The sequence below is a fragment of the Streptococcus sp. FSL K6-1323 genome (assembly GCF_038630745.1).
In the GTDB taxonomy this organism is placed as follows: domain Bacteria; phylum Bacillota; class Bacilli; order Lactobacillales; family Streptococcaceae; genus Streptococcus; species Streptococcus salivarius_D.
The window spans coordinates 1,117,943-1,144,396 of record NZ_CP152039.1 but is presented as its reverse complement, the minus strand read 5'-3'; the positions used below and the strand labels follow the sequence as shown (position 1 = coordinate 1,144,396).

The window sequence follows — 26,454 nt, the reverse complement described above, 5'->3', positions numbered from 1 at the left end:
AATGGCTACATTTACACAATATGTTGAAGCAAAAAACAAAAATCTTAAGGACCTTTCAAACGAAGAAATCTACTATCTTTTGTTGGAATTCGTAAAAGAAGCAGCTGCTCCAAAACCTAAAAACGATAGCAAACGTAAAGTTTACTATATCTCAGCTGAATTCTTGATCGGTAAACTTTTGTCTAACAACTTGATCAACTTGGGTATCTACAAAGATGTTAAGGCTGAATTGGATGCTGCTGGTAAATCAATCAGCGAAATTGAAGACGTTGAACCAGAACCATCTCTTGGTAACGGTGGTTTGGGACGTTTGGCTTCATGTTTCATCGATTCTATGTCAACACTTGGCATCAACGGTGAAGGTGTTGGTCTTAACTACCACTGTGGTCTCTTCAAACAAGTCTTCAAAGATAACAAACAAGATGCAGAACCAAACTACTGGATTGAAGATCAATCATGGTTGGTACCAACTGATATCTCTTACGATGTTCCATTCAAAAACTTTACTTTGAAATCTCGTTTGGACCGTTTGGATATCTTGGGTTATAAGAAAGAAACTAAGAACTACCTTAACCTCTTTGATATCAATGGTGTGGACTACGGTTTGATTGATAAAGGAATCACTTTTGATCAAGACGAAATCCAAAAGAACTTGACACTTTTCCTTTACCCAGATGACTCAACTCGTAAAGGTGAGCTCTTGCGTATTTACCAACAATACTTCATGGTATCAAACGCTGCTCAACTTTTGATTGACGAAGCTATCGAACGTGGTTCTAACCTTCACGACCTTCCAGATTACGCTTACGTACAAATCAACGATACTCACCCATCAATGGTAATTCCAGAATTGATTCGACTTTTGACAGAAAAACATGGATTTGAATTTGATGAAGCAGTAGCAATCGTAAGCAAAATGGTTGGTTACACAAACCACACTATCTTGGCTGAAGCCCTTGAAAAATGGCCTCTTGACTACCTTGAAGAAGTTGTTCCACACCTTGTTGTTATCATCAAGAAATTGGATGCTATCATTCGTGAAAAATACGAAGATCCACGTGTTCAAATCATTGACGAACACAACCGTGTTCACATGGCACACATGGATATCCACTTCTCTACAAGCGTTAACGGTGTAGCAGCACTTCACACAGAAATCCTTAAATCTTCTGAGTTGAAACCATTCTACGACCTTTACCCAGAACGCTTCAACAACAAAACAAACGGTATTACATTCCGTCGTTGGTTGGAATTCTCAAACCAAGAACTTGCTGACTACATCAAAGAATTGATTGGTGATGGTTACCTTACTGACGCAACTCAATTGGAAAAATTGGCTGCCTTTGCAGATGATCCAGCAGTTCACAAACGTTTGTCTGAAATCAAATATGATAACAAGTTGTCACTTAAACGTTATCTTAAAGCCAACAAAGGTATCGATCTTGATGAAAACTCAATCATTGATACACAAATCAAACGTTTCCACGAATACAAACGTCAACAAATGAACGCTTTGTATGTCATCCACAAATACTTGGAAATCAAAAAAGGAAACCTTCCAAAACGTAAAATCACTATCATCTTTGGTGGTAAAGCAGCTCCTGCCTACGTTATTGCTCAAGACATTATCCACTTGATCTTGTCACTTTCTGAACTCATCAACAATGATCCAGAAGTAAGCAAATACCTCAACGTTCACTTGGTTGAAAACTACAACGTAACTGTTGCTGAACACCTTATCCCAGCAACAGATATCTCAGAACAAATCTCATTGGCTTCTAAAGAAGCTTCAGGTACAGGTAACATGAAATTCATGCTTAACGGTGCCCTTACACTTGGTACAATGGACGGTGCCAACGTTGAGATTGCTGAATTGGTAGGACCAGAAAACATCTTCACATTTGGTAAAGACTCTGATACAATCATTGACCTTTATGAAAAAGAAGGTTATGTATCACGTGATTACTACGAAAAAGATGCTAACATCAAAGCAGCTGTTGACTTTATCGTAAGCGAAGACCTCGTTAAAGTTGGAGATAAAGAACGCTTGAAACGTCTCCGCAATGAACTTATCTCTAAAGACTGGTTCATGACATTGATTGACTTGGCTGAATACATCGACAAGAAAGAAGAAGTATACGCAGCTTACGAAGATCAAGATGCATGGAACAAAAAAGTTGTTTACAACATTGCTGAAGCAGGATTCTTCTCATCTGACCGTACAATCGAACAGTATGACAAAGACATCTGGCACACAAAATAATATTCTAGTTGCATAGAAGGAAAACAAGATCAGAAATGGTCTTGTTTTTTTGCATGAAAAAAACAGCCAATAGATAAATTAGCTGTATTTACATAAATAATGTTATGTTACCTATGAGTGATAATTCAGTATATCATTCATATAGGCTTCTTTATTTGATGAATCATAAGTTTTAGATGTTGAGTATTTTAGATAATGGATTTCATTTTTTGCATTTCTGGATTCTTCTTGTAGGTAAGAATCTGTAAGGAATTTAAGTGAGGAAACGTTACATTGTATCTGCCACCCCAATAATTTCCATACTCTCTAATATCGTAGTCGTCGAAGAATTCCTGAATTCTTTCTTTGTTAGCAAAATCCTTATCTACGGTAACAAAGGGAGCCTGCCAATCCCAGAGTGGGATGTCTCCTTCATTTCCGTAGATAATATAGCTTTGCATTTTTCCTGATTTGGGATTTTTTAACCGAAAGTGGTATTCACTGACACCATCTTCCACAGCCCCAGTTTGATAGAGGGTATCACCTGGAACTATCATAAATAGGAAGTCCCTTAGATATAAGTCGAAGTCGGCATCTATTGTTTTATTATGTAATCCAGGGAAACGCTGAATCATTTGTCTGTAATTCTCTGCATTCGAAAACCATTCTTCATCAAAACCCGGACCAACCTCAAAAATTTTACGATCAAAATAGCGTTCATAACGGTCGAAAAAGTTTTCAGTAGAAGTCACCTGTCCAAATGGTAAAGTGATTTTGGTCTTATCAGTAAAAGTGATATGCAATAGAAGTCTGCGGGGATCAATTCCTTTATCGATATAATGGCCGACCTTATATGTAGACAACTTTTCTTTGAGGTATGATCTTCTTGACGCTGTAATTATAGGCTTTGTAATAGTAATTGTTTTTATCGTAGAGATAAGGCTTATAGGCTCTTTGGTAGGCATTATAGAGAAACATTCCAAGAGCAACAAAAAGAAGCAGAGCAAATGCTATTTTGACCTTTTTATTTATTTTATTGGTTAGTCTCGAGAAAAAGAGACTTAATTTACTAGGATTTTGTATCATTCCAAAACTCCCCATATATTTTTTACTATTATATCATGAAAATCCTTATACCTAAGGCGTCTTCGTGTACTTTGTCACCGTTTTCCTTTATAATATAAGTATCACATTACAAGAGGAGACCTCATGAAATATATTGTAAACACATCAAATGATCCTGCCTATAATATTGCTTTGGAAGCCTATGCCTTTCGTGAATTGGTGAATGAAGATGAACTGTTCATTCTTTGGATTAACCGTCCAGCTATCATTGTCGGTAAGCATCAAAATACCATTCAAGAGATTAACAAAGAATATACAGATGCTCATGGTATTAAGGTCGTTCGTCGTTTGTCTGGTGGTGGCGCTGTTTATCACGATTTGAATAACCTCAACTATACTATTATTTCAAATAAGGCAGATGAAGGCGCTTTTGACTTTAAGACTTTCTCTCAACCTGTAATCGCAACACTTGCTGATTTGGGAGTTAAAGCTGAATTTACTGGCCGAAATGACCTTGAAATCGACGGTAAAAAGTTCTGTGGAAATGCTCAAGCTTACTATAAAGGTCGTATGATGCACCATGGTTGCTTGCTCTTTGACGTTGATATGTCCGTTCTTGGTCAAGCCCTCAAAGTCAGCAAAGACAAAATTGAATCAAAAGGTGTTAAATCTGTTCGTGCTCGTGTGACAAACATTGTAGACGAATTGCCAGAAAAAATCACAGTAAATGAATTCTCAGATAAAATCTTGGAAAAAATGAAGGAATTTTACCCTGACATGACTGAATACGTCCTTTCTGAGGATGAATTGGCTAAGATTCAAGAGTCTTATGAGAAGCAATTCAATACCTGGGACTGGACATACGGTCAATCACCAGAATACACAGTAGAACGTAATGTTCGTTACACGGCTGGTAAAATCTCAACCTATGCCAATGTTGAAAATTCTATCATTAAATCTGTTAAGATTTACGGAGATTTCTTTGGTATCGGAGATGTGTCTGATATTGAAGACTTGCTGGTTGGTGTACCTTACGAGTACGAAGATGTCTTGGCTAAGCTTAAAACCATTGACACAACACATTATTTCTCACGTATGACAACCGAGGAGGTTGCAAAAGCTATCGTAGCTTAATCATTGTTTGAACAATCTGGAAAACTCCAGGTTGTTTTTTCTTGTGAAAATTCTATAAGTAAATAATACGTTATAAAGATTTTTTCAAAAGTTGGTTTATGATTGATTTAGTGTGGTTTTTATATATTCGGACATTAAACCTATAAAGCCTTTAAGTGAAAAACACCTTATAGCATCTTTCCGAAAAACTGTAATTTTCTTGAAAGAAAGATAAGGGTGTGATATACTTCTATTAAGTAACTTTGGAGAAAAAATAAATGAAACGTGAACTCTTACTCGAAAAAATTGAAGAATACAAATCTCTGATGCCCTGGTTTGTCTTGGAGTATTATCAATCTAAACTATCGGTTCCATATTCTTTTACGACCTTATACGAATACCTTAAGGAATATAAACGCTTTTTTGACTGGTTAATTGACTCAGGTATTTCAGATGCTGATGATATTGCCTCAATTGACATCAAAACCTTGGAAAATCTAACTAAAAAAGATATGGAGTCATTTGTGCTTTATCTACGTGAACGTCCATCTTTAAATACCTATTCCAAGAAACAGGGAGTTTCACAAACAACTATTAATCGGACGCTTTCAGCTCTATCTAGTCTCTATAAGTATTTAACGGAGGAGGTCGAGGGACCTGACGGCGAGCCATATTTCTATCGTAACGTTATGAAAAAAGTTTCTACTAAGAAAAAGAAAGAAACCTTGGCTGCACGTGCTGAGAATATCAAACAGAAACTCTTTCTTGGCGATGAAACCATGGAATTTCTTGATTATGTAGAAAATGAATACGAAGTCAAGCTCTCAAATCGCGCCAAATCTTCGTTTTATAAGAATAAAGAGCGTGATTTGGCTATCATTGCCTTGCTGCTGGCTTCAGGTGTTCGACTCTCTGAAGCTGTTAATCTGGACCTTAAAGATATCAATCTAAAAATGATGGTCATCGACGTCACTCGAAAAGGTGGCAAACGTGACTCAGTTAATGTAGCAAGTTTTGCAAAGCCCTATCTTGAAACTTATCTCAGTATACGTGATAAACGCTATAAGGCTGAAAAGCAAGATGTTGCTCTCTTTTTAACGGAATATCGAGGGATCCCAAACCGTATTGATGCTTCAAGTATCGAAAAAATGGTTGCCAAATATTCTCAGGATTTCAAGATTCGCGTCACTCCCCATAAACTACGACATACTTTGGCAACACGTCTTTATGATGCCACCAAGTCTCAAGTTTTAGTGAGTCACCAACTTGGCCATGCTTCCACTCAGGTTACCGATCTTTACACACATATTGTTAATGATGAGCAAAAAAATGCTCTAGACAATTTATAATTAGCTATCCCAACCATTCCTATTTGGAGTGGTTGGTTTTAGTTTACATAAATTTAATTATGCTAAAGTTGTTTTATTATTCTTTTTAATACATAACTATATTTATGTAAACTATCGTACATAAAAAACAAACTCTCCTTCATGGAAAGCTTGTTTTACTTATTAATAATCTTTAAGGGCAGATTCAACGGCTGCTTTTTCTTTTTCAATCAAGTTTACTCGTGCAGCAATTGTCTTAATTCCCATCAAGATATTACGTTCTAAGGCTTTATCACTTGTTTGTGGCTCGAAGAAAGCAATATATTGATCAAGACGTTCTTGCGTTTTAAAGATTGATGCTGGAATATTAACAAAGCTATCAAAGCTCATATCACCACCAAGGGCTGCCTTAATCCAATCCCAGTTATCTTTTGCCCAGTTCCAAACGGTTTCTTGAGCAAATGATTTGTTGAGGAAATTCATATACCAGAGGTACAAGTCTTGAGGTTTAACGACATGTTTGTCTTTAAGCTGACCTAGTACGTAGTCGAGACCTTCTTGGTTTTTAAGGTATGAAATTGCTTGAGTCAATTGACGACGGAAGTTACTGTCATTTGTTGTGACGTAAGCATTGACATAGTCTTCAACAAGGGTAAGACTGTCTTCTTGTTTCATTTGGTTAATGAGGACAAGACCACGGACACTTGCAGGGATGCTTTCAATGTTTTCTTTATGAGCTTGGAAAACACTTGCAGCTGCAAGGACTGCTGGTTGATAGTCTGCTTGAATCAAGTAGCTTAGTGCCGTTTGACGAACCATTTCATCTTCATCTGACTCTCCATCCTTGGCATCGAAACCAAGACGTTCAAAGTCATTTTGGAATTGACGACGTACCAAAGCCTTGTAGTGTACTTCTGCTTCTGTATCCTCATCGATAAAGCGTTTCAAACCAGCGAGGATTTGAGACTTAGCTTGTGCAATTAAGAAACTTTCTTCTTTTTCGACAAGATCAAGAAGAGCCACTAGGCTTGCATAGGAGATACGGCCACTTTCAGCAAGAAGACGACGTTCTTGCAAAATTTGAAGTTTACTTACAGTATCAAGGTTAGCAAATTCCTCTAAGAGTTGGTCCAAGAGTTGTCCTTGGTAGTCTGTGATGTAATGTGCCGTATTTGCTGTATTAAGGCGAAGAGCTCCATTATTTTCAGCAGCAAGCTGGCTATAATTTGGAATCTCAATACGCTCTTCTGAGAGTGTGTCTGGAAGTCCTTTCCAGTTTGTGTTCAATGGAATTTCCCAAAGACGCCCTTTATCTTCATGTTCGCCAATGAAGAATTGTTTTTGACTAAGAATAAGGGTGTCATCAACAACTTCTGCACTAACAACAGGGTAACCTGGTTGCTCCAACCAAGTATCCATGAAACTAGAGACATCTTTACCAGAAGCATCAGAGAGTGCATTCCAGAGGTCACGTCCAATAGTGTTGTTGTACTGGTGTTTTTCGAAGTAAGCTTTAAGTCCTTTGGCAAAGGCTTCGTCACCTAACCAACGGCGAAGCATATGCATGAGACGGCTACCTTTGGCATAAACGATAGCACTATCGAAGAGGGTGTTAATCTCATCTGGGTGATTAACTTCCATGTGGACAGACTGAACACCATCTGTAGCATCACGCTGGAGGGCATGAGGTACACCAGTTGTTTGGAAGTCTTCAAAGATGTTCCAGCTAGGTTCAATGGCATCTACTGAAACATACTCCATCATATTGGCAAAGCTTTCGTTAAGCCATAAATCATCCCACCATTTCATCGTTACAAGGTTACCGAACCATTGGTGAGCCAATTCGTGGGCAACCACAAGAGCTACTTGTTGACGACTTGCAGCTGAGCTATTTTCGTCTACTAGTAGGTAAACTTCACGATAGGTAACAAGTCCCCAGTTTTCCATGGCACCTGCTGAGAAGTCAGGAAGCGCGAGATGGTATGACAATGGGATAGGATACTTAACTTGGAAGTAGTCTTCGTAGAAATCAATGACACGAACCGCAATATCAAGGGCAAAGTCAACGCTGTTTTCAGCTTGTGCAACTGTAGCGAAGACACCAACTTCAGTTCCGTTTTGTGTTTTCGCTGTCTTACCTTGAAGAGCTCCAAAACCAAAGGCAAGGAGGTATGTTGACATACGAGGGGTTGTCTCAAAAGTCCAAACCCCAGTTTCTTCACGCAAATGGCTATTGATTTCAGGCATGTTTGACAAGGCGATATCGCCTTCTTCAGCATCAAATTTCAATGAGAAATCAAAAGTGGCTTTGGCTTCTGGTTCATCAACTGATGGGAAGGCTTCACGCGCAAAATGAGATTCAAACTGCGTTGAAATAATTTCTTTCTTCTCACCATTGTAGGTGTAATATGATGGGTAAATCCCTGTCATATTATCTGTAATACGACCAGAGAATTCAATGACAAGCGTCAAAACACCGGTCTCTGGAAGTTCAATATGGAAGGCTTCGTTAGCATCATCCATTTGGAAGTTCAATGATTCATTATCCAAGAGAACGGAACTAATGGTAAGGTCTTTTTGGTGAAGGGAGATATGGTTATCAAGGGCTTCACCTGTGATGGCAACATTCCCTGTAAAGGTCTTTTCAGAACGATTAATGTCCAAGAAAAGATTGTAGTTTTCAGGGATGAAACTTTCGATAAAACGAGCAACAGATGCTGTCATACGTATATACTCCTAATCTAACTTTTCGTATCGAAACAGACTGACATATGTTTCGATATCAGACTCTTTTGCAAAAGAAAAGGGTCTGAATTATTCAATACAGACCCATTATAACATAGATTGGAAGCTTTGCCTACAGTTCTATGATTTTCCCAGACTTGAGGTAGACAACCCACTCACAGAGATTGCGGGCATAGTCACCAATACGTTCCAAATACATAAGTACTTGGAAATATTCTTTGGCAGCGAAGGCAGCATCAGGATTCTTGCGAACACCTTCTACTGTCATGGCTTGAATATCACGGAAATAGTTATCAATGATTTCATCTGAAGCTGCGATTTCATAAGCGCGTTTTTCGTCACTGTTCAAGTAAACATCTAGAGCATCTTCGACCATGTGGCGAACTGCTTTCCCCATTTTCTTGATTTCAGCTTCAATTTCAGTTAGGCGTTCTTCACCTTTAATGCGGATAGTTGCTTTAGCGATAGCAACGGCATGGTCACCCATACGTTCAACGTCACTAGATGCTTTGAGCGCTGTGATAACTGTTCGCAAATCACTTGATACAGGTTGCTGAAGAGCGATAATTTCAAGCGATTTTTTCTCAAGTTTGGTTTCGTAGTTATTGACGATTTCGTCATTTTCAATGACTTCCTTAGCCAAATCACGGTCGTGGCTGATAAAGGCACGTACAGCTTTCTTAAGCTGAGCAGCAACCTCTGTACCCATAGCGTAAAATTGGTTGTGGAGTTTTTCTAATTCTTCTTCGAAGGGTGTTCGTAACATCATAATTGTTTTAGTAATCTGTCCTTTCTTAACCGAATTTACCGGTAATATAATCTTCTGTTTCTTTATGTTGTGGATTTAGGAACATGTCTTTCGTTGATGAATACTCAATGAGTTCTCCATCGAGGAAAAAGGCTGTTCGTTGTGAGATACGACTTGCCTGTTGCATAGAACGTGTAACAAGCAGCAAGGTATATTGGTCTTTAAGGTTATATAGGGTTTCCTCAATCTTACCAGCGGAGATAGGGTCGAGGGCAGACGTTGGTTCGTCAAGAAGGATAACCTTTGGAGACGTGGCAAGTACCCGTGCAATACAGACACGTTGCTGTTGCCCTCCTGAAAGTCCAAGTGCTGAGTCATGGAGACGGTCTTTAACCTCTTCCCAGATTGAAGCACCTTTTAGTGACTCTTCTACTGCTTTGTCAAGGACAGCCTTATCTTTGATACCATTGATACGAAGTCCGTAAACAACGTTTTCATAGATTGACATTGGAAAAGGGTTAGGTTGTTGGAAGACCATTCCGATTTCTTTACGGAGCTCAACGGTGTCTGTTCGAGGACTGTAGACGTTGTGACCGTTGTAAGAAACAGCACCAGTAAGTGTCCACTCGGGGTTTAAATCTCCCATTCGGTTGATAGAACGGAGCAGGGTTGATTTTCCCGATCCTGAAGGACCGATAAGAGCTGTGATTTCATTTGGATAGAAATCCATTGTCACGTTATTGAGGGCTTTTTTCTTATTGAAATACACCGATAAATCATTGATTGAAATGATTGGTTCAGTCATAAGTGCTCCTTTCTATCCAAAACGTCCTGATACATAGTCATTAGTTGACTGTAGGGCGGCATCTTGGAAGATTTTCTTGGTTTCATCATATTCGATAAGATCACCAAGGTAGAAGAATGCTGTATAATCACTAGCACGCGCTGCCTGCTGCATATTGTGCGTCACGATGATAATAGAGTAATCTTCCTTAAGTTCGAACATGGTCTCTTCTAGCTGCATAGTAGCTACAGGGTCCAGTGAAGCTGCAGGCTCATCCATGAGGAGAATCTGCGGTTTCACGGCAATAGCTCTTGCAATACAAAGACGTTGCTGCTGACCACCTGATAGGGTAAAGGCAGATTTATGAAGATCATCTTTAACCTGATCCCAAAGACCTGCTTGCTTAAGTGATGTCTCAACAATCTCGTCCAAGGTTTGCTTATCTCTTACACCTTTACGTTCGTGAGCAAAGGTAATGTTTCTGTAGATAGACTTGGCAAATGGATTTGGACGTTGGAAAACCATTCCAATATGTTTACGCATTTCATAAACATTGATATTGCTTGCATTGACATCGACGCCTTGATAAAGGATTTGTCCAGTAACCTTAGCAATATCAATCGTATCATTCATACGGTTTAGGCTACGAAGAAAGGTTGATTTCCCGCATCCTGAAGGGCCAATAAGAGCCGTAATTTTATTTTTCTCGAATTGCATGTCGATACCTTTGATGGCTTCTTTTTGACCATAATAGACATGCAAGTCCTTTGTTTCAAGAGCGAGCTCCTTCTCTGGGAAGGTGATAATATGACGCTCGTCCCAATTGTATTTTGTCATGATAACTCCTTTAAGCGGATGTTAATTTCTTATGGAGGTAAGCTCCCAAACGACGTGCACCAAAGTTGAAAATCAAAATGAAAATCAAGAGTACTGCTGCTGAACCAGCAGATACTGCAGTGGCGTCAGGTGTCGTACCTTCTGAGTTGACCTTCCAGATGTGAACAGCAAGTGTTTCTGCTTGGCGGAAAATTGAGATTGGACTAGAGATACTAAGCGGATTCCAGTCGCTCCAGTTAAGTGCTGGTGCAGATTGACCTGCTGTATAGATAAGCGCTGCTGCTTCCCCGAAAATACGGCCAGAAGCAAGAACGATACCAGTAACAATACCAGGCAATGCCTCTGGAACAACAACGTGTAAAATCGTTTCCCATCGAGACAAGCCTAGAGCTAGCCCAGCTTCACGTTGGGTATGGTGGACTGTTCGCAAACTATCTTCAACCGTACGAGTCATTTGTGGTAGGTTAAAGACCGTTAAAGCCAAGGCACCAGATAGGATTGAAAATCCATACTGGAATTGGACAACAAAAATCAAATAACCAAAGAGTCCGACCACTACTGAAGGTAGTGAAGAAAGGATTTCAATACAGGTACGAACAAAGTTGGTAAGGCGTCCTTTTTTAGCATATTCTGATAAGAAGATCCCAGCTCCCATAGAAAGAGGCACAGAAATAATCAGGGTAATAACCAAAAGGAAGAATGAATTGTAGAGTTGAACCCCAATTCCTCCACCAGCTTTGTAAGATGATGATCGACTAGTCAAGAATGACCAGCTGATGTGTGGTATTCCGCGAACCAAGATATAGAGAATCAAGGCTGCCAGGATTGTTACAATAATGCCAGCAATCACATAGAGTGTGCCGATGGCAATTTTATCAATTTTTTTAGCGTTCATAATTTCTCTTTCTCTCACGGGTAATGAATTTCACCAACATATTGAAACCAAGACTCATCAATAAGAGAACCAAGGCGAGAGACCAAAGGACATTGTTTGAAACAGTCCCCATGACTGTATTCCCGATTCCCATAGTCAAGACAGATGTCAATGTTGCTGCTGGTGTCGTTAAAGAAGTTGGAATCACTGCGGAATTTCCGACGACCATTTGGATGGCAAGAGCCTCACCAAAGGCACGGGCCATACCAAAGATAACGGCCGTGAAAATACCTGGTTTAGCCGCGTTAAGTGTCACACGCCAAATCGTTTGCCAGCGTGTAGCTCCCATTGCCAGACTAGCTTCACGGTAGTGACGAGGCACTGCACGAAGCGTATCTGTTGTCATAAAGGTTACGGTTGGTAGAATCATGACGAACAAGACAAAGGTACCTGAAAGAATACCAAACCCTGTGCCACCAAAAATTAAGCGAACAAATGGAACCACGACTTGGAGACCAATGAAACCATAAACAACAGATGGAATCCCAACCAAAAGTTCAATAGCTGGTTGTAAGAATTTAGCCCCTTTCGGAGAAATTTCAGTCATAAAGATGGCTGCTCCAATGGCAAATGGCGTTGCTACCAAGGCTGAGAGCAAGGTAACTACGAATGATCCCAAAATCATTGGAAGAGCTCCGAACTTGCCTTCAGATGGCGACCAATCGCCACTAAAGAGGAACTCGATCAAGCTAACTTTATTAACAAAGAAAGTCGCCAGCCCTTTTTGAGCAACGAAAAGTAAAATCATGGCTACGATAAAAACAATCAAAGCTAAACAAAGGAAAGTGATTGTTTTACCAAACTTCTCGAGGCGTGAATTTTTAGAGGGTGATGTTAATTGTTTCACCAATTCTTCATTTTTCATGCTTACTCCTCACTCTTCTTTGAGACTTTACCATCAGCATCCTTTGTAACTTTCATGCTATGGATGGAAATGTAACCCATTTTTGCGACGACATTTTCTTGGACTTCGTCACTCATCATGTAATCTAAGAATTGTTTGGTATAGCTATTCGGTTTTCCCTTGGTATACATATGCTCGTAAGACCAAATAGGCCAATCGTTTGTTGCAACATTTTCAGCTTTTGGTTCAAATCCATTTAACTTCAATGTTTTAACAGAATCATCAAGGTAGGCAAATGATAGGTAGGAAATAGCTCCTGGTGTCTGAGCAACGATTGACTTAACCATACCATTAGAATCTTGCTCTTGGGTACGTATTGGTGATTTGCCGTCCATAATCACTGCATCGAAAGTCGCGCGTGATCCTGAGCTAGCTGCACGGTTAATAATAGTGATCTCTAGGTCTTTACCCCCAAGCTGTTTCCAGTTTGTGATTTCCCCAGTGAAAATCTTGCGAAGTTGTTCGGTTGTCAAGTTATCTACAGAGACTTCTTTGTTTGTAATCACTGCAATTCCAGCAACGGCAACTTGATAGTCAACAAGCTTACTGGCATCGATTCCAGATTTTTCCTCGGCAAAAAGGTCACTGTTACCAATTTGAACGGCACCGGATTGTACCTGAGAAAGTCCAGTACCAGAACCGCCACCCTGAACGTTAACGATATTCTCAGGGTTCTTTTCAGCGAACCCATCTGCTGCCGCCTCCACTAAGGGTTGAAGGGCCGTAGAACCAACTGCTGTAATGGACTGGCCACGGTCAATCCAAGAGGCACAGCCAGTTAAGACTAGCATGGCCATTGCCAGTGATAGAATCACTGCAAGGACTTTTGTTTTTTTCATTTTTGTCCTCCGACATTTTGTAACTTAAGTAAGATAGTGTCTTATATATATGCTGTAAAAAGACATCTATCTAATTATACCAAGTATAAGATAATTAAGTCATATTAAAGTTTGATTACAGGCCCTTATACATGGAATCTCAATCCCTTAGGATAGTAGTTTTTAACCGTGTTTCCAACGATTTTGGCAAATCCGAATCCATTGCCGTCCACTAAAAGCTGATACCAACCGTTTGGTTGCGTTTGGTCAAGAGTAACAACATTACCAGAAACATATTGGGCAAACTGGTCTTGAGTTAGCTCTATACTTGAAACAGCTTCATCTGAGGTTAATGCAATTCCAAGCGCAAAACTTGGTTCGAAACGTTTTTTCTTGAAGACACCAAGATGCAGTCCATTACGAGCGATTTTAACTTTAGAAAGGTCAGGAAGTCCCTTAGGAAGCAGATAAAGATTGTCCCCAAAAACTTGGAGTAAACCATCTAGATCAGTCTTAAGGTGTTTTTTTGCAAAATCTTCCCAGAGTTGCTTCTGCTCCTTGTTAAGGTTAGATTTTCCCTCTTTGATACGTGCCTGCTCAGCCACGCGCTTATCCTGGAATTTTGCCACAAACTGGCCTTCACCTTTGAAATGGTGCGGATACATTCGAGCTGTTTCTGGAAAATCAATCCCACCTCTCATGCCATTCCATTTAGGGATTTCTACTAATTCAAGATCAGGGTAATTTTCTAAAATCCAAGCGACAACACCTTCGTTTTCCTCAGGAGACCAGGTACAAGTTGAGTAGATCAATTGTCCACCTGGAGCGAGCATCTTCAAACCGTTTGATAAGATGTCCTTCTGTAATTGTGCCAATTCACTAGGGTATTCATTGTGCCAATATTGGATTGCATCAGGGTCCTTACGGAACATTCCTTCGCCAGAACAGGGTCCATCAAAGACAATCGTATCAAAGTAATTTTTGAAAACTTTGGCTAGTTTATCCGCTGACGTGTTAGTCACAACAACATTTCTAGCCCCAAAACGTTCTATATTTTCAACCAGAATTTTACTACGCTTTGGATTGATTTCATTGCTGACGAGCAGTCCAGTATTGTCTAAGTAGCTTAGAAGATGAGTAGACTTTCCGCCTGGAGCAGCTGCCAAGTCTAAGACTCGACTTCCCTTGGCCGGAGCTGCTACTTGAGCAACCATTTGAGCAGCTGGTTCCTGAGAATAAACTAAACCAGTTGCATGGTCGGCAGATTTTCCAGAAATTTTACCGTAATGGCCCCAAGGTGTTTCAGGAATGGCATCAGGAAAGTTTTTCTGTTGCTTTTTCAGAGGGTTGGTACGATAGGCGGACACGGGTTCTTGATCAAATGATGCAAAGAATTCCTCCGCTTCATCTCCAAGGAGCTTATTATATTTTTCTATAAAGTCTGATGGAAATTGCATAGTTTCCTTTCTATCAAAAAACTGGACTAACCAAGAGAACTTACTGTTCTGATTTGTCCAGTATGGTTTTTGTTTTAAATTAATTTTCTGAGCCCATAATATCCTTGATTTCTTCAAGTCTGTCTTTGGGCACAAGCATCACAGCTTGACGACTAGAATAATCCAGTGGTTCTCCAGTAATGGTCTCAAGGTGATAACCCAATTTTTCTCCCATAATACTTGCTGCAGCATAGTCCCATGGGTAAATAACTGAAAAGTAAGCTAAAATTTGACCAGATAGGACTTTTGACATGCTTAAACCGGCACCACCGTAGACACGAACACCTAAGGTCTTATCAATAAGGTCTTTTAAGCCGTGAAAATTTTTAGCATACATGGCTCCATTGCTAGCGACTAGGCAGCGGTCTAATGGGCGACTTTTATAGGCTGGAAGCAATTTGTCATTGCAATACACATCAAACTGGCCACCACCATAGAAAAGTTGATCAGCCATGACGTTATAAATGAGACCAAATTTTCCTTGCCCATCTTCATAGTAGGCAATCATCACACAAAAATTATCTTGTTGGACAATAAAATTGACCGTTCCATCAATTGGATCCAAGACCCAGACGTTTCCATCCTTGATATTATGCACCAAGCCATTTTCTTCAGCGAAAATATTGTCTGAAGGAAAGGCAGATTTAATACGTGCCACGAGTAAATCTTGTGTTTGTTTATCAATATTAGTGACTAAATCATCAAAAGCTGTTTTTTCTTCGACCGTGATTGTTTTACTTAAACTTTCTTTAATAAAAGCACCAGCTTCTTTGATGATTTCTTTGGCGAAAATCAGTTTATTTTCCAAGTGATACAAATCCTTTATCTTTTGCTTTAGCAGCTTTGACAGCTTGATAGGTTGAAAAACCGCTAGCTTCTTCAAAGGCCTTGTCTAGTTGCTTTTCAGGAGCTTTGCCTGGGACAACGGTTTTAAATGCCTTATAGGCTTGCAAGAGTTGGTCACGGTCAACCTTGCTCTCGTATGCTTTTTCTACCTGACTCAAAAAATGAAGCACTGTGGTGATTTCCTCAGTGCTCCATGATGGATCGAGTGGGTAGGAATAATTTCCTTTAGTCATTGTTACCCTCAATTTCAGCTCGAATGGTCGCTTGACGCAATTCTTGCTTTCTATAATCACGAGGCAAAAAGGCACGAATTTCATCTTCGTTGAAACCGATTTGCATGCGTTTGTTGTCCAAAATAATAGGTCGACGAAGAAGATTTGGATATTCAGAAATCAGTTGAATGAGTTCCTTGATGGTCAAATCATCCACATCGATATTCAGCTTCTGAAAGACTTTTGAACGGGTTGAAATGATATCTTCAGTACCATTTTCCGTGTAAGACAAAATCTTCATCAACTCATCGTGAGTTAATGGGCTCGTGATAATATTGTGTTCGTCAAAAGCAACTTCATGATTGGTCAACCAAGCTCGTGCTTTCCTACAGCTGGTGCAGCTAGGTGATAAAAATAAAGTTACCATGCAAACACCCCTTTCACTTTAACATTCCTAATCATTATACATTATTTGATTAGTTTTGGCTACGCTTTCTTAAAATTTTTCCGCGATTTTTTTATCGGCCTCCAGTTGAGCACAAAGTTCCTCTATATTATTGAACTTAATCATATCACGGATATAATCTAGCCAAAAAACTTCGATTGTTTTTCCATAAATATCGCCTTCAAAATCAAAGATATTGGCTTCAAGGCGGAGTTCTGTTCCCCCAAAGGTAACGTTTTTACCTAGGCTAGTCATGGAACGATAGCGTTTACCATCAATCACCACATCAGCAACATAGACGCCATCAGCAGGTAGAAAAGTTCTGTCGATTGGTGCTAAATTAGCAGTTGGAAAACCAATGGTTCGTCCACGGGCATCACCATGTACCACGATGCCACGTGTCGAGAATTCGTGGCCAAGAAGTTTATTGGCTTCTTTAACATTACCTTCTCGTATTAATTGACGTACACGTGTTGACGAAATCTTTTCACCATCGCTTTGTTGCTCTTCAATGACATGGACATTACCAGAAAAATTACGGGCAAGATAGTCCACATCTGTTCGATGATGGCCAAACTTGTAATCAAAGCCCACAACAACCTCTTGAGCTTTTAAACGCTTAATATAGCGGGCAATGAAATCATCTGAACTCGTTCGGGCAAAATCACTATTGAAATCTGTTAAATAAAGCTGATCTGTTCCATAGGCTTCAAAAAGATCACAACGCCTTTGAGGTGCTGTAATATGCAGAAGGAGATCATCCGTATACCGTTGAAAAGTCAGTTGAGGACTTTCATTAAAGGTAAGGACAGCTACTTCAAGCTGTTTGTCATCAGCAATCTGACGAGCCTTATCAAAAAGAACCTTGTGACCACGGTGGAGCGCATCGAAATATCCTAGGACCAGGACTGTTTCCTTTTCCTGATGGATATCTTTATAATCGTTAATATAAGTTATTTTCATTGACTTAATACTTTTCTAGGTTTATAAACTTGACCTCGTTTTTCCATGATGGCTAGAACTTTGTCTTCTAAAAAGGCCGCAACCAAGGGTTCTTGGCTATCAATAGCAATAAAGCGACCAAATGAGATTTCTTTAGCATCATCTTCAGTGACTTGTACTGTTGGCAGATCCTGAACACCAAATTCGATAGGAAGGAGGAAGGACGTATCCCCTGCTTCTACCATTTCTGAAATTTGTGAGAGTGTTAGTGCCTTATCTAAGGTTAGACCAGCTGAGGCTGTTCGACGAAGAGCAGACATATGACTCGCGTAGCCGAGTTTAGCACCCAAATCAACAGATAAGGTACGGACATAAGTTCCCTTGCTACAAGCAACACGGAAGGTGAATCTCGCAGTGTCGTTTTCTAGCTCGATGGGTGAGGTACGGACAAATTCGGTAATGGTCACTTGACGTTGTGGACGTTCTACTTCTTCTCCAGCGCGTGCGTACTCATAAAGTTTCTTTCCGTTGACCTTAACTGCTGAGTACATAGGGGGAATTTGTGTGATTTCTCCCTCAAAACTTGCCATTGCCTTGTCAACGGCTTCTTCATCAAGCTCTGTTACTGGAGTTATTTGGACGATTTCTCCACTAGCATCCTCGGTAGTTGTCGAAAAGCCAATGGTAATTTCTCCTTCGTAGACCTTCCCTGCTTCAGTCATGTATTCAATGACACGAGTCGCTTTTCCAACTGCTATAGGTAGGACACCAGTAACATCTGGATCAAGGGTACCACCATGTCCGATTTTTTTCTCTTGTAATATTTTGCGTAGTTTAAATACAGCATCATGACTGGTCATTCCAGCCTCTTTTTTTAGATTAATAATTCCTGAAATCATACTTTTAATTATATCAAAAGCAATCCTAAAGAGCTAGGTAGAAACATAAAGAGGCAGAGAGCAAAGTCTCTAACCTCTTACGGATTATAGTCATAAGCAGTCGCAGGACTGCTAGCTTTTTAATCAATGTCTCTTTTAAGATCGCTTTCTAGTTCAAAGAAAGGTTTAATATCTTGCACATACTCTAAGACGCCCTGAAAGTCTCCCTGGTCATCCCTGACAGCTGCATAGGTAACATAGACGAATTTTCCTAAACGTTCAGATTTGAACCACATTGGAACTTGGTCACGCTCTCCACTTCTTAGTAATTCAAAGATTTTCTTGACCTTATCAAGCACTTTTGGCGGATGACAAAGTTCAACGTTTCGTCCAATTTGGCTAGGTGTTCGTTTAAAAACCATTTCATTGGCGGGAACATTATCATTATAGTATTGGAAGATATCGTCTTTATTGACGAAAGTGATTTCCAAAGGAAGATGATTGAGGATGAGATTGGCCTGCTCCACGGAAAGATAACCATTGCCAAAAGGTTGAGTTGTTTCTCTATCTACGACAGTTTCGGTTTTTGGCTTTGGGGTGAAGCTGATGGTAAATTGCCCTTCTGGGGTTTCAATAATTCGGGTATTGCCCGTATGTTCGTCAGTGCTCAGACCAGAATGTTCTTGCAATGTCTCCGTATTGGCTTCCTCAAAACGCTCACGCTTAGGTTTCCAGACGGCTGTAGGTTTTATAATTGCATAGCCATAGGCATCACTTTCCTCGGCAATCGAAAGCCAATCATCCTGCGTGAAGGTTTCAAGCAGAATCATAAGTAGGATAGCCTCTTCCTTGAAAATCATGGCTTCAAATTCTTCCGAAAAAGCCTCGAAGGACTTTGAAAATTCTTCGAAATCTCCTTTTGGGAGTTCTTGGAGTTTAGTCTCTGCATCTCGAAAGAGTTTCCGGATGTCATCATCTACTCCCCACATAACTTTTGGAGGAGAATCATGACCATAACGCTCCATTATTGGAAAGAAGAGCTTTTCTTTACGTGTGTAATGGTTATGAAATTGTCCTAATAAAGACATCTGATGCTTAAGCCCATTGAGTAGGTCAGATTTGAAGTCTTCATTTTCAGGCTTACTGATATTTTCTATGATACGTCGGATACGGAGAATAGCTGAACGTAGGGCTAAATTCTCTTGTTTAAAGACATAGACAGGGTGGCCCTCTTGATTAGCGTCCGCCACTTCCACATCTGCAATAGCTCCTTTAAAAAGGTTAGCGTGGACATTACAAAGGCTCATAACATCTTCAAAGGTAACCCCATCTTCAGATGACATCAATTCATGCTCCATCATAGAGATTTCAAGGGCAGATACTCCCTTGAAGTGTTGATTGAAGCGCTCTTGAACACTCTCAGGACTGGCTCCATGGTGTAAATCTAGGAGAATTTCTTTGAGTATTTGAATACGATTATTTTCCATATTAGTCTCCGATGACATCATAACCATTGAATAGTAAGGTTTGCTTGATTTTATCTAGGGGAATATTAGCTAACTTAGAGCCGGCTTTTAGACTGGTTACCTTACCGACAGTATTTAGCATAGCTGGGTTAGACAAGGGCTTAAAACCAAGGTCAATCAGTAAATCCTTAACCTCTGGATGCTCTTTTATGATTGTTGCGACTGGTTGTGATAAATCTATGGTGTTGGTAGTCATAATGACCTCCTAATAACATATTTACTACTACCATTATACACGAGAATAATAAAAAAAGACCAACAAATCCTAGTTTGCTGGCTTTTGGTTAATTTCCAAATAGAGCTTCTGTAACATTATGCTGGATATTTTCCCACTCTTGCTCTGCACGAACCATCTTACGGTGGAAATCGGCACGCCCACGTAGATAGGCCGCAATTTGGTAATCTTGCTTAACAATCGGTATCTCAGGAATTTTGATGTCCAAGAGGTCAGCTGTCGATAAATTGAGGACAGCCTTTCCCTTATCAGCATAATCTAAATAGGCACGACCAATTTCGGTCTCAAGGAAGAACTTTATGTAGAAACCACGGAGTTTTTCCTTAGGTCGTAATACTGTAATATTGGATGAGGCAACAACTTCACGCTTGCCCTGATCTTCGAAAACGGCAACTTTTTGAACAGTTCCCTTAGATGCAATAAGCACATCTCCATCTTCTAAGAGAAAGCGTAAAAGTTTGCGGCGTTCCTCAGAAAATGTTTTTAGGTCATCGTAAGCAATGCCGTTGGGTGTCATATCCGATAGATTAATGACAGCGAATTCGCCAGGTTCTGCCTTAGCAGGGACAGCTTTTCCTTTAAATTGATCGACAACATCGCCTAAACGAACAAGTTTGTCTGTGTTAGCTTCGTAATCGATAATCAGTTGAGGTCTTTCTTTTTCAGACATTGAATCTCCTTTTTATATTTTACTATCCGTATTGAGTATTGCTATACAATAATAGCAAGAAGCTAATACTTTTGCAAGTAAAAACTGTAAGAAAGGCAAAATAAAAAAGAGACCGGGGCCCCTTTTTATAAGCTTTTAACTGCTGCTACTGCCGCTTCATAGTTTGGATCAGTATTGATATTGTCCAAATATTCGACATAAGTAATCTTGTTGTCAGCGTCTGCCACTAATACTGCACGCGCTAACAAGTGCCATTCTTCAATAAGGACACCATAGTCTTTACCGAAACTATTATCATAGTAGTCAGAAAGCATGATGGCATTTTCAAGTCCTTCAGCACCACACCAACGAGCTTGTGCAAATGGTAGGTCCACTGAAATAGTAATAACTACAGTATCATCTAGTTCTGACAATTCCTTGTTAAAGGTACGTGTTTGAGTTGAACAAATACCAGTATCGATTGATGGAACGATAGAGATAACTTTTTTCTTTCCATCGAATTCTGAAAGTGATTTTTTCGTTAAATCTGTTGCTGTCAAATTAAAGTCACGCAAGGTATCTCCAACTTGAAGTTGTTTGTCTTCTGCTACTGTAACTGGTTTTCCAATAAATGTTGGCATGCTAGTCCTCCAATACTTTTTTTACTATTGTACTGTAAATAGAGCAAGAAGACTAAGCATTTGTTTAGAACTTTTCAAACAGTTGTTTAATTTTTTTCGCAATCACTGTATTAATTGCAGGAATGACTTCATCCGCAAAGTCTTTCAGGTAAGGATAATTGCCAACTTGCACACCATATATAGCATTTTTGAAAAGAGAAATATCATTTTGGTCATTTCCAAAAGTTACAAAGTTTCTGCCAAAGTGGTTTAAAACTGTACTAGCCTTAGTCACTCCTTTAGGATTAATGTAGAGACACCTTTCTATATCGTGGTAAATAAGGTCTAAACATTCCAGTTTGTTTAGATTAAAGATAAGGTCTTCTCGGATATCCTCATGCTCTGCAAGTGGAATAACAGCTTTAATGGGCTTATTAAGTTCTTGGACAGGCAAAATCCTTGCTTTATTTAATGAGTCAACATTTGAAAGGAAAGGAATCTGTTCAGGATTTTGAATAGCATAATTAAAGGTATCATCAATAAAATAAGGGAGATTATAGGTATCACAGTAGCTAACAATCGTTCTGAGAGCATAAGAAGGTATTGTGTATTGCGATACTAAACACTCATCTTGAAAGACTTCACCACCGTTTAAGCCAAAACTACTGTCAGCTTTTTCAATTCTCCCTCCAAAATACTAAGACAGTCTCTGTAAGAGCGTGCTGTTGCAAAAATAATCTCATGACCGTATTTAGGTGCTGTTAAAAGAACCTCTTGTAGTTCTTTTGACATAGTCATACCATCAAAACATAGGGTTCCATCCAAATCAAAAACAAATTTCATAGGGGTAGTATAACAAAAAACCAGCTATAGAGCTGGTTAAAATATTTAGTATCAGAATACTTAAATTTTATCAAGGGCTAGTTTTAAATCTTCAATCAAATCATCTGCATTTTCTAAACCAACTGAGATACGAATTTGATTTGGAGTGACACCACAAGCTAGCAAATCTGCTTCTGCCAATTGTTGGTGAGTTGTTGTTGCAGGGTGAACCACCAAAGATTTTGCATCAGCAACGTTAGCCAAATCTGAGAAGATTTCAAGATTATCAATAACGGTACGTGCTTCTTCTTGTCCACCTTTAACATGGAAAGTGAAAATAGAACCTGGTCCTTTAGGGAAGTATTTTTGTGCCAAGTCATAGTAAGGACTTGATGGCAATCCAGGATAGTTAACTTTTTCAACTTTTGGATGATTTTCCAAAAAGTCTACGATTTTTTTAGCATTTTCGACATGGCGTTCGACACGAAGTGAAAGTGTTTCAAGTCCTTGTAAAAGTAAGAAAGCATTGAAAGGTGCCAAGGCAGCCCCTGTGTCACGCAAAAGTTGGGTACGAAGGGCAGTGATAAATGCTGCTGGACCAACATCACGTGTATAGCTGATATTGTGGTAAGATGGGTCTTCGTCAACCAATTGTGGGAACTTGCCTGAAGCTTCCCAGTCAAATTTACCAGAATCGACGATAAGACCACCGATAGTTGTTCCATGTCCACCGATAAACTTAGTCGCAGAATGAACTACGATATCTACACCATGGGAGATAACATTGATGAGATATGGAGTCCCAAAAGTATTGTCAGCAACCAATGGAATCTTATGGCTGTGAGCAATTTCAGCAATCTTTTCAAAATCAGGAATGTTGATAAGCGGATTACCCAAAGACTCAATCAAGACAAGTTTGGTATTATCTTTGATAGCAGCTTCAATTTCTTCAGGATTGTCAACATCTACAAAAGTTGTTGTGACACCATAGCGTGGAAGAGTTTCTTTTAAGAGATTGAATGTTCCACCGTAGAGGGTTGTCGCAGCAACAACATGATCGCCAGCATGTGCCAAACCAAGGACCGCATAGGTGATTGCAGCCATACCTGAAGCCGTAGCCAAGGCACCAACACCACCTTCGAGGGCTGCAATACGTTCTTCAAGTACTGCTACTGTTGGATTGGTAATACGTGTGTAAATATTACCCGGTTTTCTAAGGGCAAAGAGATCTTCACCTTCTTGAGCATCGTCAAAAACATATGAAGTCGTTTGGTAAATTGGAACCGCACGTGATTTTGTTTCCTTGTCAGGTGTTTGTCCAGCGTGTAATTGTAAGGTTTCAAATGAAAATTCTCGTGACATATGGGTGTCCTCCAAAACAAAAGTTGTCTTCATTCTACACCCATAAAAGCTAGCTGTCTAATAGAAATTTTTTATCAATGTGATAGGAAGGGCTTATAAAAAGGACCTTTCGGTCCCTTTCTATTTCTTCTCAATCGGTGCTACGCTTGCCAAAACTTTTTTAAGTCCAACTTCTGGGAATTTTATCTTAAGTTCTTGTGTCTTGCCACTTCCAGTTACTTCTAGAACGGTACCATCTCCCCACTTCTTGTGGTGAGCGATATCTCCGATTTCCCAGTCAGTAGCTGAATTGCCAGAGTCTGAAGTCTTACCAAAAGGTAGTCCGCCAGTAGCTTTTGAAAATGGCTGAGCACCAGTATGTCTTTGAGGTTGTGCATTTGCTTTTCTAGTCTGCAGTGCTTGTTGTAAACTCATGCCTTGACCAAATTGTGTTGGCTCTTCCTTTGTAAAACGAACACCAAATGATGAATTGGCTGGACGTGCTAGACCTTGATATTGTAATAAATCATCTGAAATTTCACGTAAGAAACGGCTAGGGCGATTATAGCTAGTCTTACCAAAAAGCGTACGTGTATTAGCGTTGGTAAGGAAAAGAATCTCTTCAGCACGGGTAATACCTACGTAAGCTAAGCGACGCTCTTCTTCGAGTTCTTCTGGATCTTCTGAAGCACGAGATAAGGGGAAGACTCCCTCTTCCATACCGATAAGAAAGACAACTGGGAATTCAAGTCCTTTAGCAGCATGGAGAGTCATCAAGGTTACTTCTGCTGCTTCCATATCACCATCGTCCGTATCAGCAATCAAGGCTAGATCGTTCAAGAAACGGCCTAAACGGTCAATACCAGTCTCGTCTTCCGAACCATCGGTGTTGGTTTCATCAAAATTCTTAGTAACAGACATGAACTCTTCGATATTTTCAATGCGTGCTTGACTTTCAAGTGTTTGTTGCATAGAAAGAGCATCCAGATAACCAGACTTATCTAAAACAGCCTCTACCGCTTCAGTAATACTTAGCCCATCTAGCTGGTCACGTAGATTCAGTATCATGTTGGCAAAATCGTAAACGCCCTGAGCTGCTTTCACTTTAATTGGTGACAACATAATATTAGCTGATGCATCTAGGAGACTCATGTTTTGCTCATAGGCAAAGTTACGAATCTTTTCAAGCGTACCAGGCCCAACTCCACGTTTAGGTTCATTAACCACACGTTCAAAGCTAATATTATCTGCAGGATTGGCAATCAAGTTCAAGTAAGAAATGACATCACGAATTTCTTTACGGCTATAGAACTTGGTACCTCCAACCATGGTATAAGGAATATTAGACTTGAGCAAGGCTTCTTCAATGGTACGAGACTGAGCATTGGTACGGTAAAGCACAGCGAAATCCTTAAAGTTCTTACCTTCTTCACGAATGATGTTATCAATAGTTGAAGCAACAAAAACAGCTTCATCACGCTCGTCATTAGCACGGTAATAAACGATTTGTTCACCGTCGTCATTTTGAGTCCAAAGTTTCTTAGGACGGCGGTTTCGGTTGTTCTTGATAACTTCATTGGCTGCTTGGAGAATTTTCTTGGTTGAACGGTAGTTTTCTTCCAAGAGAACTACCTTGGCTTCAGGATAGTCCTTTTCAAAGTCAAGGATGTTCTGCATATCAGCCCCACGCCAACCGTAGATTGATTGGTCCGCATCACCTACGACACAGATATTCTTGAAGCGAGATGCCAAGAGTTTTACCAACTGATACTGAGCATGGTTGGTATCTTGGTACTCATCCACGTGAATGTACTGATAACGCTGCTGATAATAGGCGAGAACATCAGGATTTTTGTCAAAGAGACGTAAAGTCATCATAATCAAATCGTCAAAATCCATAGCTTCACTTCGACGGAGCTCTTCCTGATAGGCCTTGTAACATTTAGCAACGATTTGGGTGTACATATCACCGGCCTGGTGCTCATAGGCCACTTCATCCAAGAGGTCATTTTTTGCATTGGAAATCGTCCCTAAGATGGCACGTTCATTCCACTTCTTAGGGTCCAGGTTCAGATTCTTGAGAATACGTTTCATCAAAGTACGTTGTTCCCCAGGATCTACAATCGTAAAGTTTCGGTTGTAGCCAATATGGTCCGCTTCACGACGAAGAATTCGCACGCACATACTATGGAAGGTTGCAATCAAGGTTTCTGAAGTTGCTGGATTTAAAGCCATAGCACGTTCACGCATCTCACGAGCTGCCTTATTGGTAAAGGTAATGGCTAGGATATTCCAGGGGTTAATCATTTTCTCGTCAATGAGGTAGGCAATGCGGTGGGTAAGCACACGTGTCTTCCCAGATCCTGCACCAGCCATAATCAATAAAGGCCCCTCAGTCGTTTGGACGGCTTCGGCCTGTTTGTCATTCATACCAGTTAATAATGGGTTCATCATATTCTCCATTCTCAAAAATAAGCTCTACTATTTTATCATTTTTTGGATGAAAATGCAGATTCTATTCATAATGGATCTGAAATAACTTTAGAAGATAATTGTTTGTTTTTATTGGAAGTACTTTGCTTAAGATTGCCCATATTCCTAGCTTTAGAGGAAGACATTCTAAAGAATAATATTCGGATTTTTATAGTTTTGATGAAAATTAGTGTTGACACTGTTCGTTTTTTTCGATAAGATAGAATCACAATAAAATAAGAACCGAGTGATGTCATCAGGATGACTGGTGATTGACGGACTTCTGGAGAGATCTTGAAGCAGCCTTAGCTGTATACAAGACACCGAAGGGGCAAGGGGTAACAACCGAAACTCTCAGGTAAAAGGACAGAAAGCATCGCAAGTTTTTTAACTTGTAGTAATAGCTTTGTATTCTCAGAGGTCTGGTTAAGCCAAACCTCTTTTTTGACGTC

Annotated in this window: 25 protein-coding genes and 1 riboswitch; of the genes, 3 read left to right on the top strand and 22 right to left on the bottom strand. The window is 39.8% G+C overall.

The window, feature by feature from the left end; genetic code table 11:
• Position 1 precedes the first annotated feature (1 nt).
• Positions 2–2,263 (top strand): glycogen/starch/alpha-glucan family phosphorylase, encoded by a 2,262-nt coding sequence (gene glgP / locus NST80_RS05110; protein ID WP_183138207.1) that lies wholly within the window; start codon positions 2–4, stop codon positions 2,261–2,263.
• A gap of 188 nt (positions 2,264–2,451) precedes the next feature.
• On the opposite strand, the gene NST80_RS05105 is transcribed toward glgP, so the two are convergent.
• On the bottom strand, positions 2,452–3,207 hold the full coding sequence (locus NST80_RS05105) for a hypothetical protein (protein ID WP_229056976.1): 756 nt from the start codon (positions 3,205–3,207) through the stop codon (positions 2,452–2,454).
• A 244-nt stretch (positions 3,208–3,451) separates the two neighbouring features.
• Between NST80_RS05105 and NST80_RS05100 the strand changes: the two genes are divergently transcribed.
• Together NST80_RS05100 and xerS are read left to right on the top strand one after the other, a co-directional pair.
• On the top strand, positions 3,452–4,441 hold the full coding sequence (locus tag NST80_RS05100) for a lipoate--protein ligase (RefSeq protein ID WP_004182529.1): 990 nt from the start codon (positions 3,452–3,454) through the stop codon (positions 4,439–4,441).
• 257 nt (positions 4,442–4,698) lie between these two features.
• Entirely contained in the window at positions 4,699–5,769 is a 1,071-nt protein-coding gene (gene xerS / locus NST80_RS05095; RefSeq protein ID WP_004182528.1) for a tyrosine recombinase XerS, read from the top strand.
• Between the two features lie 162 nt (positions 5,770–5,931).
• On the opposite strand, the gene NST80_RS05090 is transcribed toward xerS, so the two are convergent.
• From NST80_RS05090 to pcrA, 21 genes are all read right to left on the bottom strand, one after another.
• Positions 5,932–8,472: a M1 family metallopeptidase gene (locus NST80_RS05090; RefSeq protein WP_118171829.1), complete on the bottom strand. Its 2,541-nt coding sequence runs from the start codon at positions 8,470–8,472 to the stop codon at positions 5,932–5,934.
• Between the two features lie 133 nt (positions 8,473–8,605).
• Entirely contained in the window at positions 8,606–9,259 is a 654-nt protein-coding gene (phoU, locus tag NST80_RS05085) for a phosphate signaling complex protein PhoU (protein ID WP_014634489.1), read from the bottom strand.
• Positions 9,260–9,287: 28 nt separating this feature from the next.
• On the bottom strand, positions 9,288–10,046 hold the full coding sequence (gene pstB / locus NST80_RS05080) for a phosphate ABC transporter ATP-binding protein PstB (protein WP_002884992.1): 759 nt from the start codon (positions 10,044–10,046) through the stop codon (positions 9,288–9,290).
• A 12-nt stretch (positions 10,047–10,058) separates the two neighbouring features.
• Positions 10,059–10,862 carry a phosphate ABC transporter ATP-binding protein PstB gene (pstB, locus tag NST80_RS05075; protein WP_003092580.1) on the bottom strand — a complete coding sequence of 268 codons (804 nt, stop codon included), beginning with the start codon at positions 10,860–10,862 and terminating at the stop codon, positions 10,059–10,061.
• Between the two features lie 10 nt (positions 10,863–10,872).
• Complete coding sequence (gene pstA / locus NST80_RS05070) at positions 10,873–11,757, bottom strand: phosphate ABC transporter permease PstA (protein WP_022495957.1); 885 nt, start codon at positions 11,755–11,757, stop codon at positions 10,873–10,875.
• Positions 11,747–12,661 carry a phosphate ABC transporter permease subunit PstC gene (gene pstC / locus NST80_RS05065; RefSeq protein WP_002885101.1) on the bottom strand — a complete coding sequence of 305 codons (915 nt, stop codon included), beginning with the start codon at positions 12,659–12,661 and terminating at the stop codon, positions 11,747–11,749. The genes pstA and pstC overlap by 11 nt, the downstream gene beginning before the upstream one ends.
• 2 nt (positions 12,662–12,663) lie before the next feature.
• Complete coding sequence (locus NST80_RS05060; RefSeq protein WP_073686990.1) at positions 12,664–13,539, bottom strand: phosphate ABC transporter substrate-binding protein PstS family protein; 876 nt, start codon at positions 13,537–13,539, stop codon at positions 12,664–12,666.
• Between the two features lie 125 nt (positions 13,540–13,664).
• The gene (locus tag NST80_RS05055; protein WP_118171831.1) at positions 13,665–14,975 is read right to left on the bottom strand and encodes an RsmB/NOP family class I SAM-dependent RNA methyltransferase; all 1,311 of its coding nucleotides are present in this window, start codon (positions 14,973–14,975) and stop codon (positions 13,665–13,667) included.
• Positions 14,976–15,054: 79 nt separating this feature from the next.
• A complete protein-coding gene (locus NST80_RS05050) occupies positions 15,055–15,822 on the bottom strand; it encodes an inositol monophosphatase family protein (protein WP_013990598.1) in 768 nt (255 codons plus the stop codon).
• The gene (locus NST80_RS05045; RefSeq protein WP_004182521.1) at positions 15,812–16,093 is read right to left on the bottom strand and encodes a UPF0223 family protein; all 282 of its coding nucleotides are present in this window, start codon (positions 16,091–16,093) and stop codon (positions 15,812–15,814) included. The genes NST80_RS05050 and NST80_RS05045 overlap by 11 nt, the downstream gene beginning before the upstream one ends.
• On the bottom strand, positions 16,086–16,499 hold the full coding sequence (locus tag NST80_RS05040; protein ID WP_013990597.1) for a Spx/MgsR family RNA polymerase-binding regulatory protein: 414 nt from the start codon (positions 16,497–16,499) through the stop codon (positions 16,086–16,088). The genes NST80_RS05045 and NST80_RS05040 overlap by 8 nt, the downstream gene beginning before the upstream one ends.
• 69 nt (positions 16,500–16,568) lie before the next feature.
• Entirely contained in the window at positions 16,569–17,480 is a 912-nt protein-coding gene (locus NST80_RS05035; protein WP_183138206.1) for a bifunctional riboflavin kinase/FAD synthetase, read from the bottom strand.
• Positions 17,477–18,358: a tRNA pseudouridine(55) synthase TruB gene (gene truB / locus NST80_RS05030; RefSeq protein WP_183138205.1), complete on the bottom strand. Its 882-nt coding sequence runs from the start codon at positions 18,356–18,358 to the stop codon at positions 17,477–17,479. The genes NST80_RS05035 and truB overlap by 4 nt, the downstream gene beginning before the upstream one ends.
• Before the next feature lie 119 nt (positions 18,359–18,477).
• Complete coding sequence (locus tag NST80_RS05025; protein WP_183138204.1) at positions 18,478–19,824, bottom strand: DUF438 domain-containing protein; 1,347 nt, start codon at positions 19,822–19,824, stop codon at positions 18,478–18,480.
• A gap of 1 nt (position 19,825) precedes the next feature.
• Positions 19,826–20,059, bottom strand: coding sequence for a DUF1858 domain-containing protein (locus tag NST80_RS05020; protein WP_004182516.1), 234 nt, complete (start codon positions 20,057–20,059; stop codon positions 19,826–19,828).
• A gap of 88 nt (positions 20,060–20,147) precedes the next feature.
• A complete protein-coding gene (locus NST80_RS05015) occupies positions 20,148–20,768 on the bottom strand; it encodes a restriction endonuclease subunit S (RefSeq protein WP_014633121.1) in 621 nt (206 codons plus the stop codon).
• Positions 20,769–20,893: 125 nt separating this feature from the next.
• Complete coding sequence (gene tpx, locus NST80_RS05010; RefSeq protein ID WP_037611582.1) at positions 20,894–21,388, bottom strand: thiol peroxidase; 495 nt, start codon at positions 21,386–21,388, stop codon at positions 20,894–20,896.
• Between the two features lie 64 nt (positions 21,389–21,452).
• Positions 21,453–21,971 carry an HAD hydrolase family protein gene (locus NST80_RS05005; protein ID WP_252370843.1) on the bottom strand — a complete coding sequence of 173 codons (519 nt, stop codon included), beginning with the start codon at positions 21,969–21,971 and terminating at the stop codon, positions 21,453–21,455.
• A 47-nt stretch (positions 21,972–22,018) separates the two neighbouring features.
• On the bottom strand, positions 22,019–22,210 hold the full coding sequence (locus tag NST80_RS05000) for an HAD hydrolase family protein (protein WP_252370842.1): 192 nt from the start codon (positions 22,208–22,210) through the stop codon (positions 22,019–22,021).
• A gap of 60 nt (positions 22,211–22,270) precedes the next feature.
• On the bottom strand, positions 22,271–23,551 hold the full coding sequence (locus NST80_RS04995; RefSeq protein WP_225901257.1) for an O-acetylhomoserine aminocarboxypropyltransferase/cysteine synthase family protein: 1,281 nt from the start codon (positions 23,549–23,551) through the stop codon (positions 22,271–22,273).
• Between the two features lie 120 nt (positions 23,552–23,671).
• A complete protein-coding gene (gene pcrA, locus NST80_RS04990; protein ID WP_013990590.1) occupies positions 23,672–25,981 on the bottom strand; it encodes a DNA helicase PcrA in 2,310 nt (769 codons plus the stop codon).
• A gap of 294 nt (positions 25,982–26,275) precedes the next feature.
• Positions 26,276–26,382: riboswitch (glycine riboswitch) on the top strand.
• The last annotated feature ends 72 nt before the right edge of the window (positions 26,383–26,454 follow it).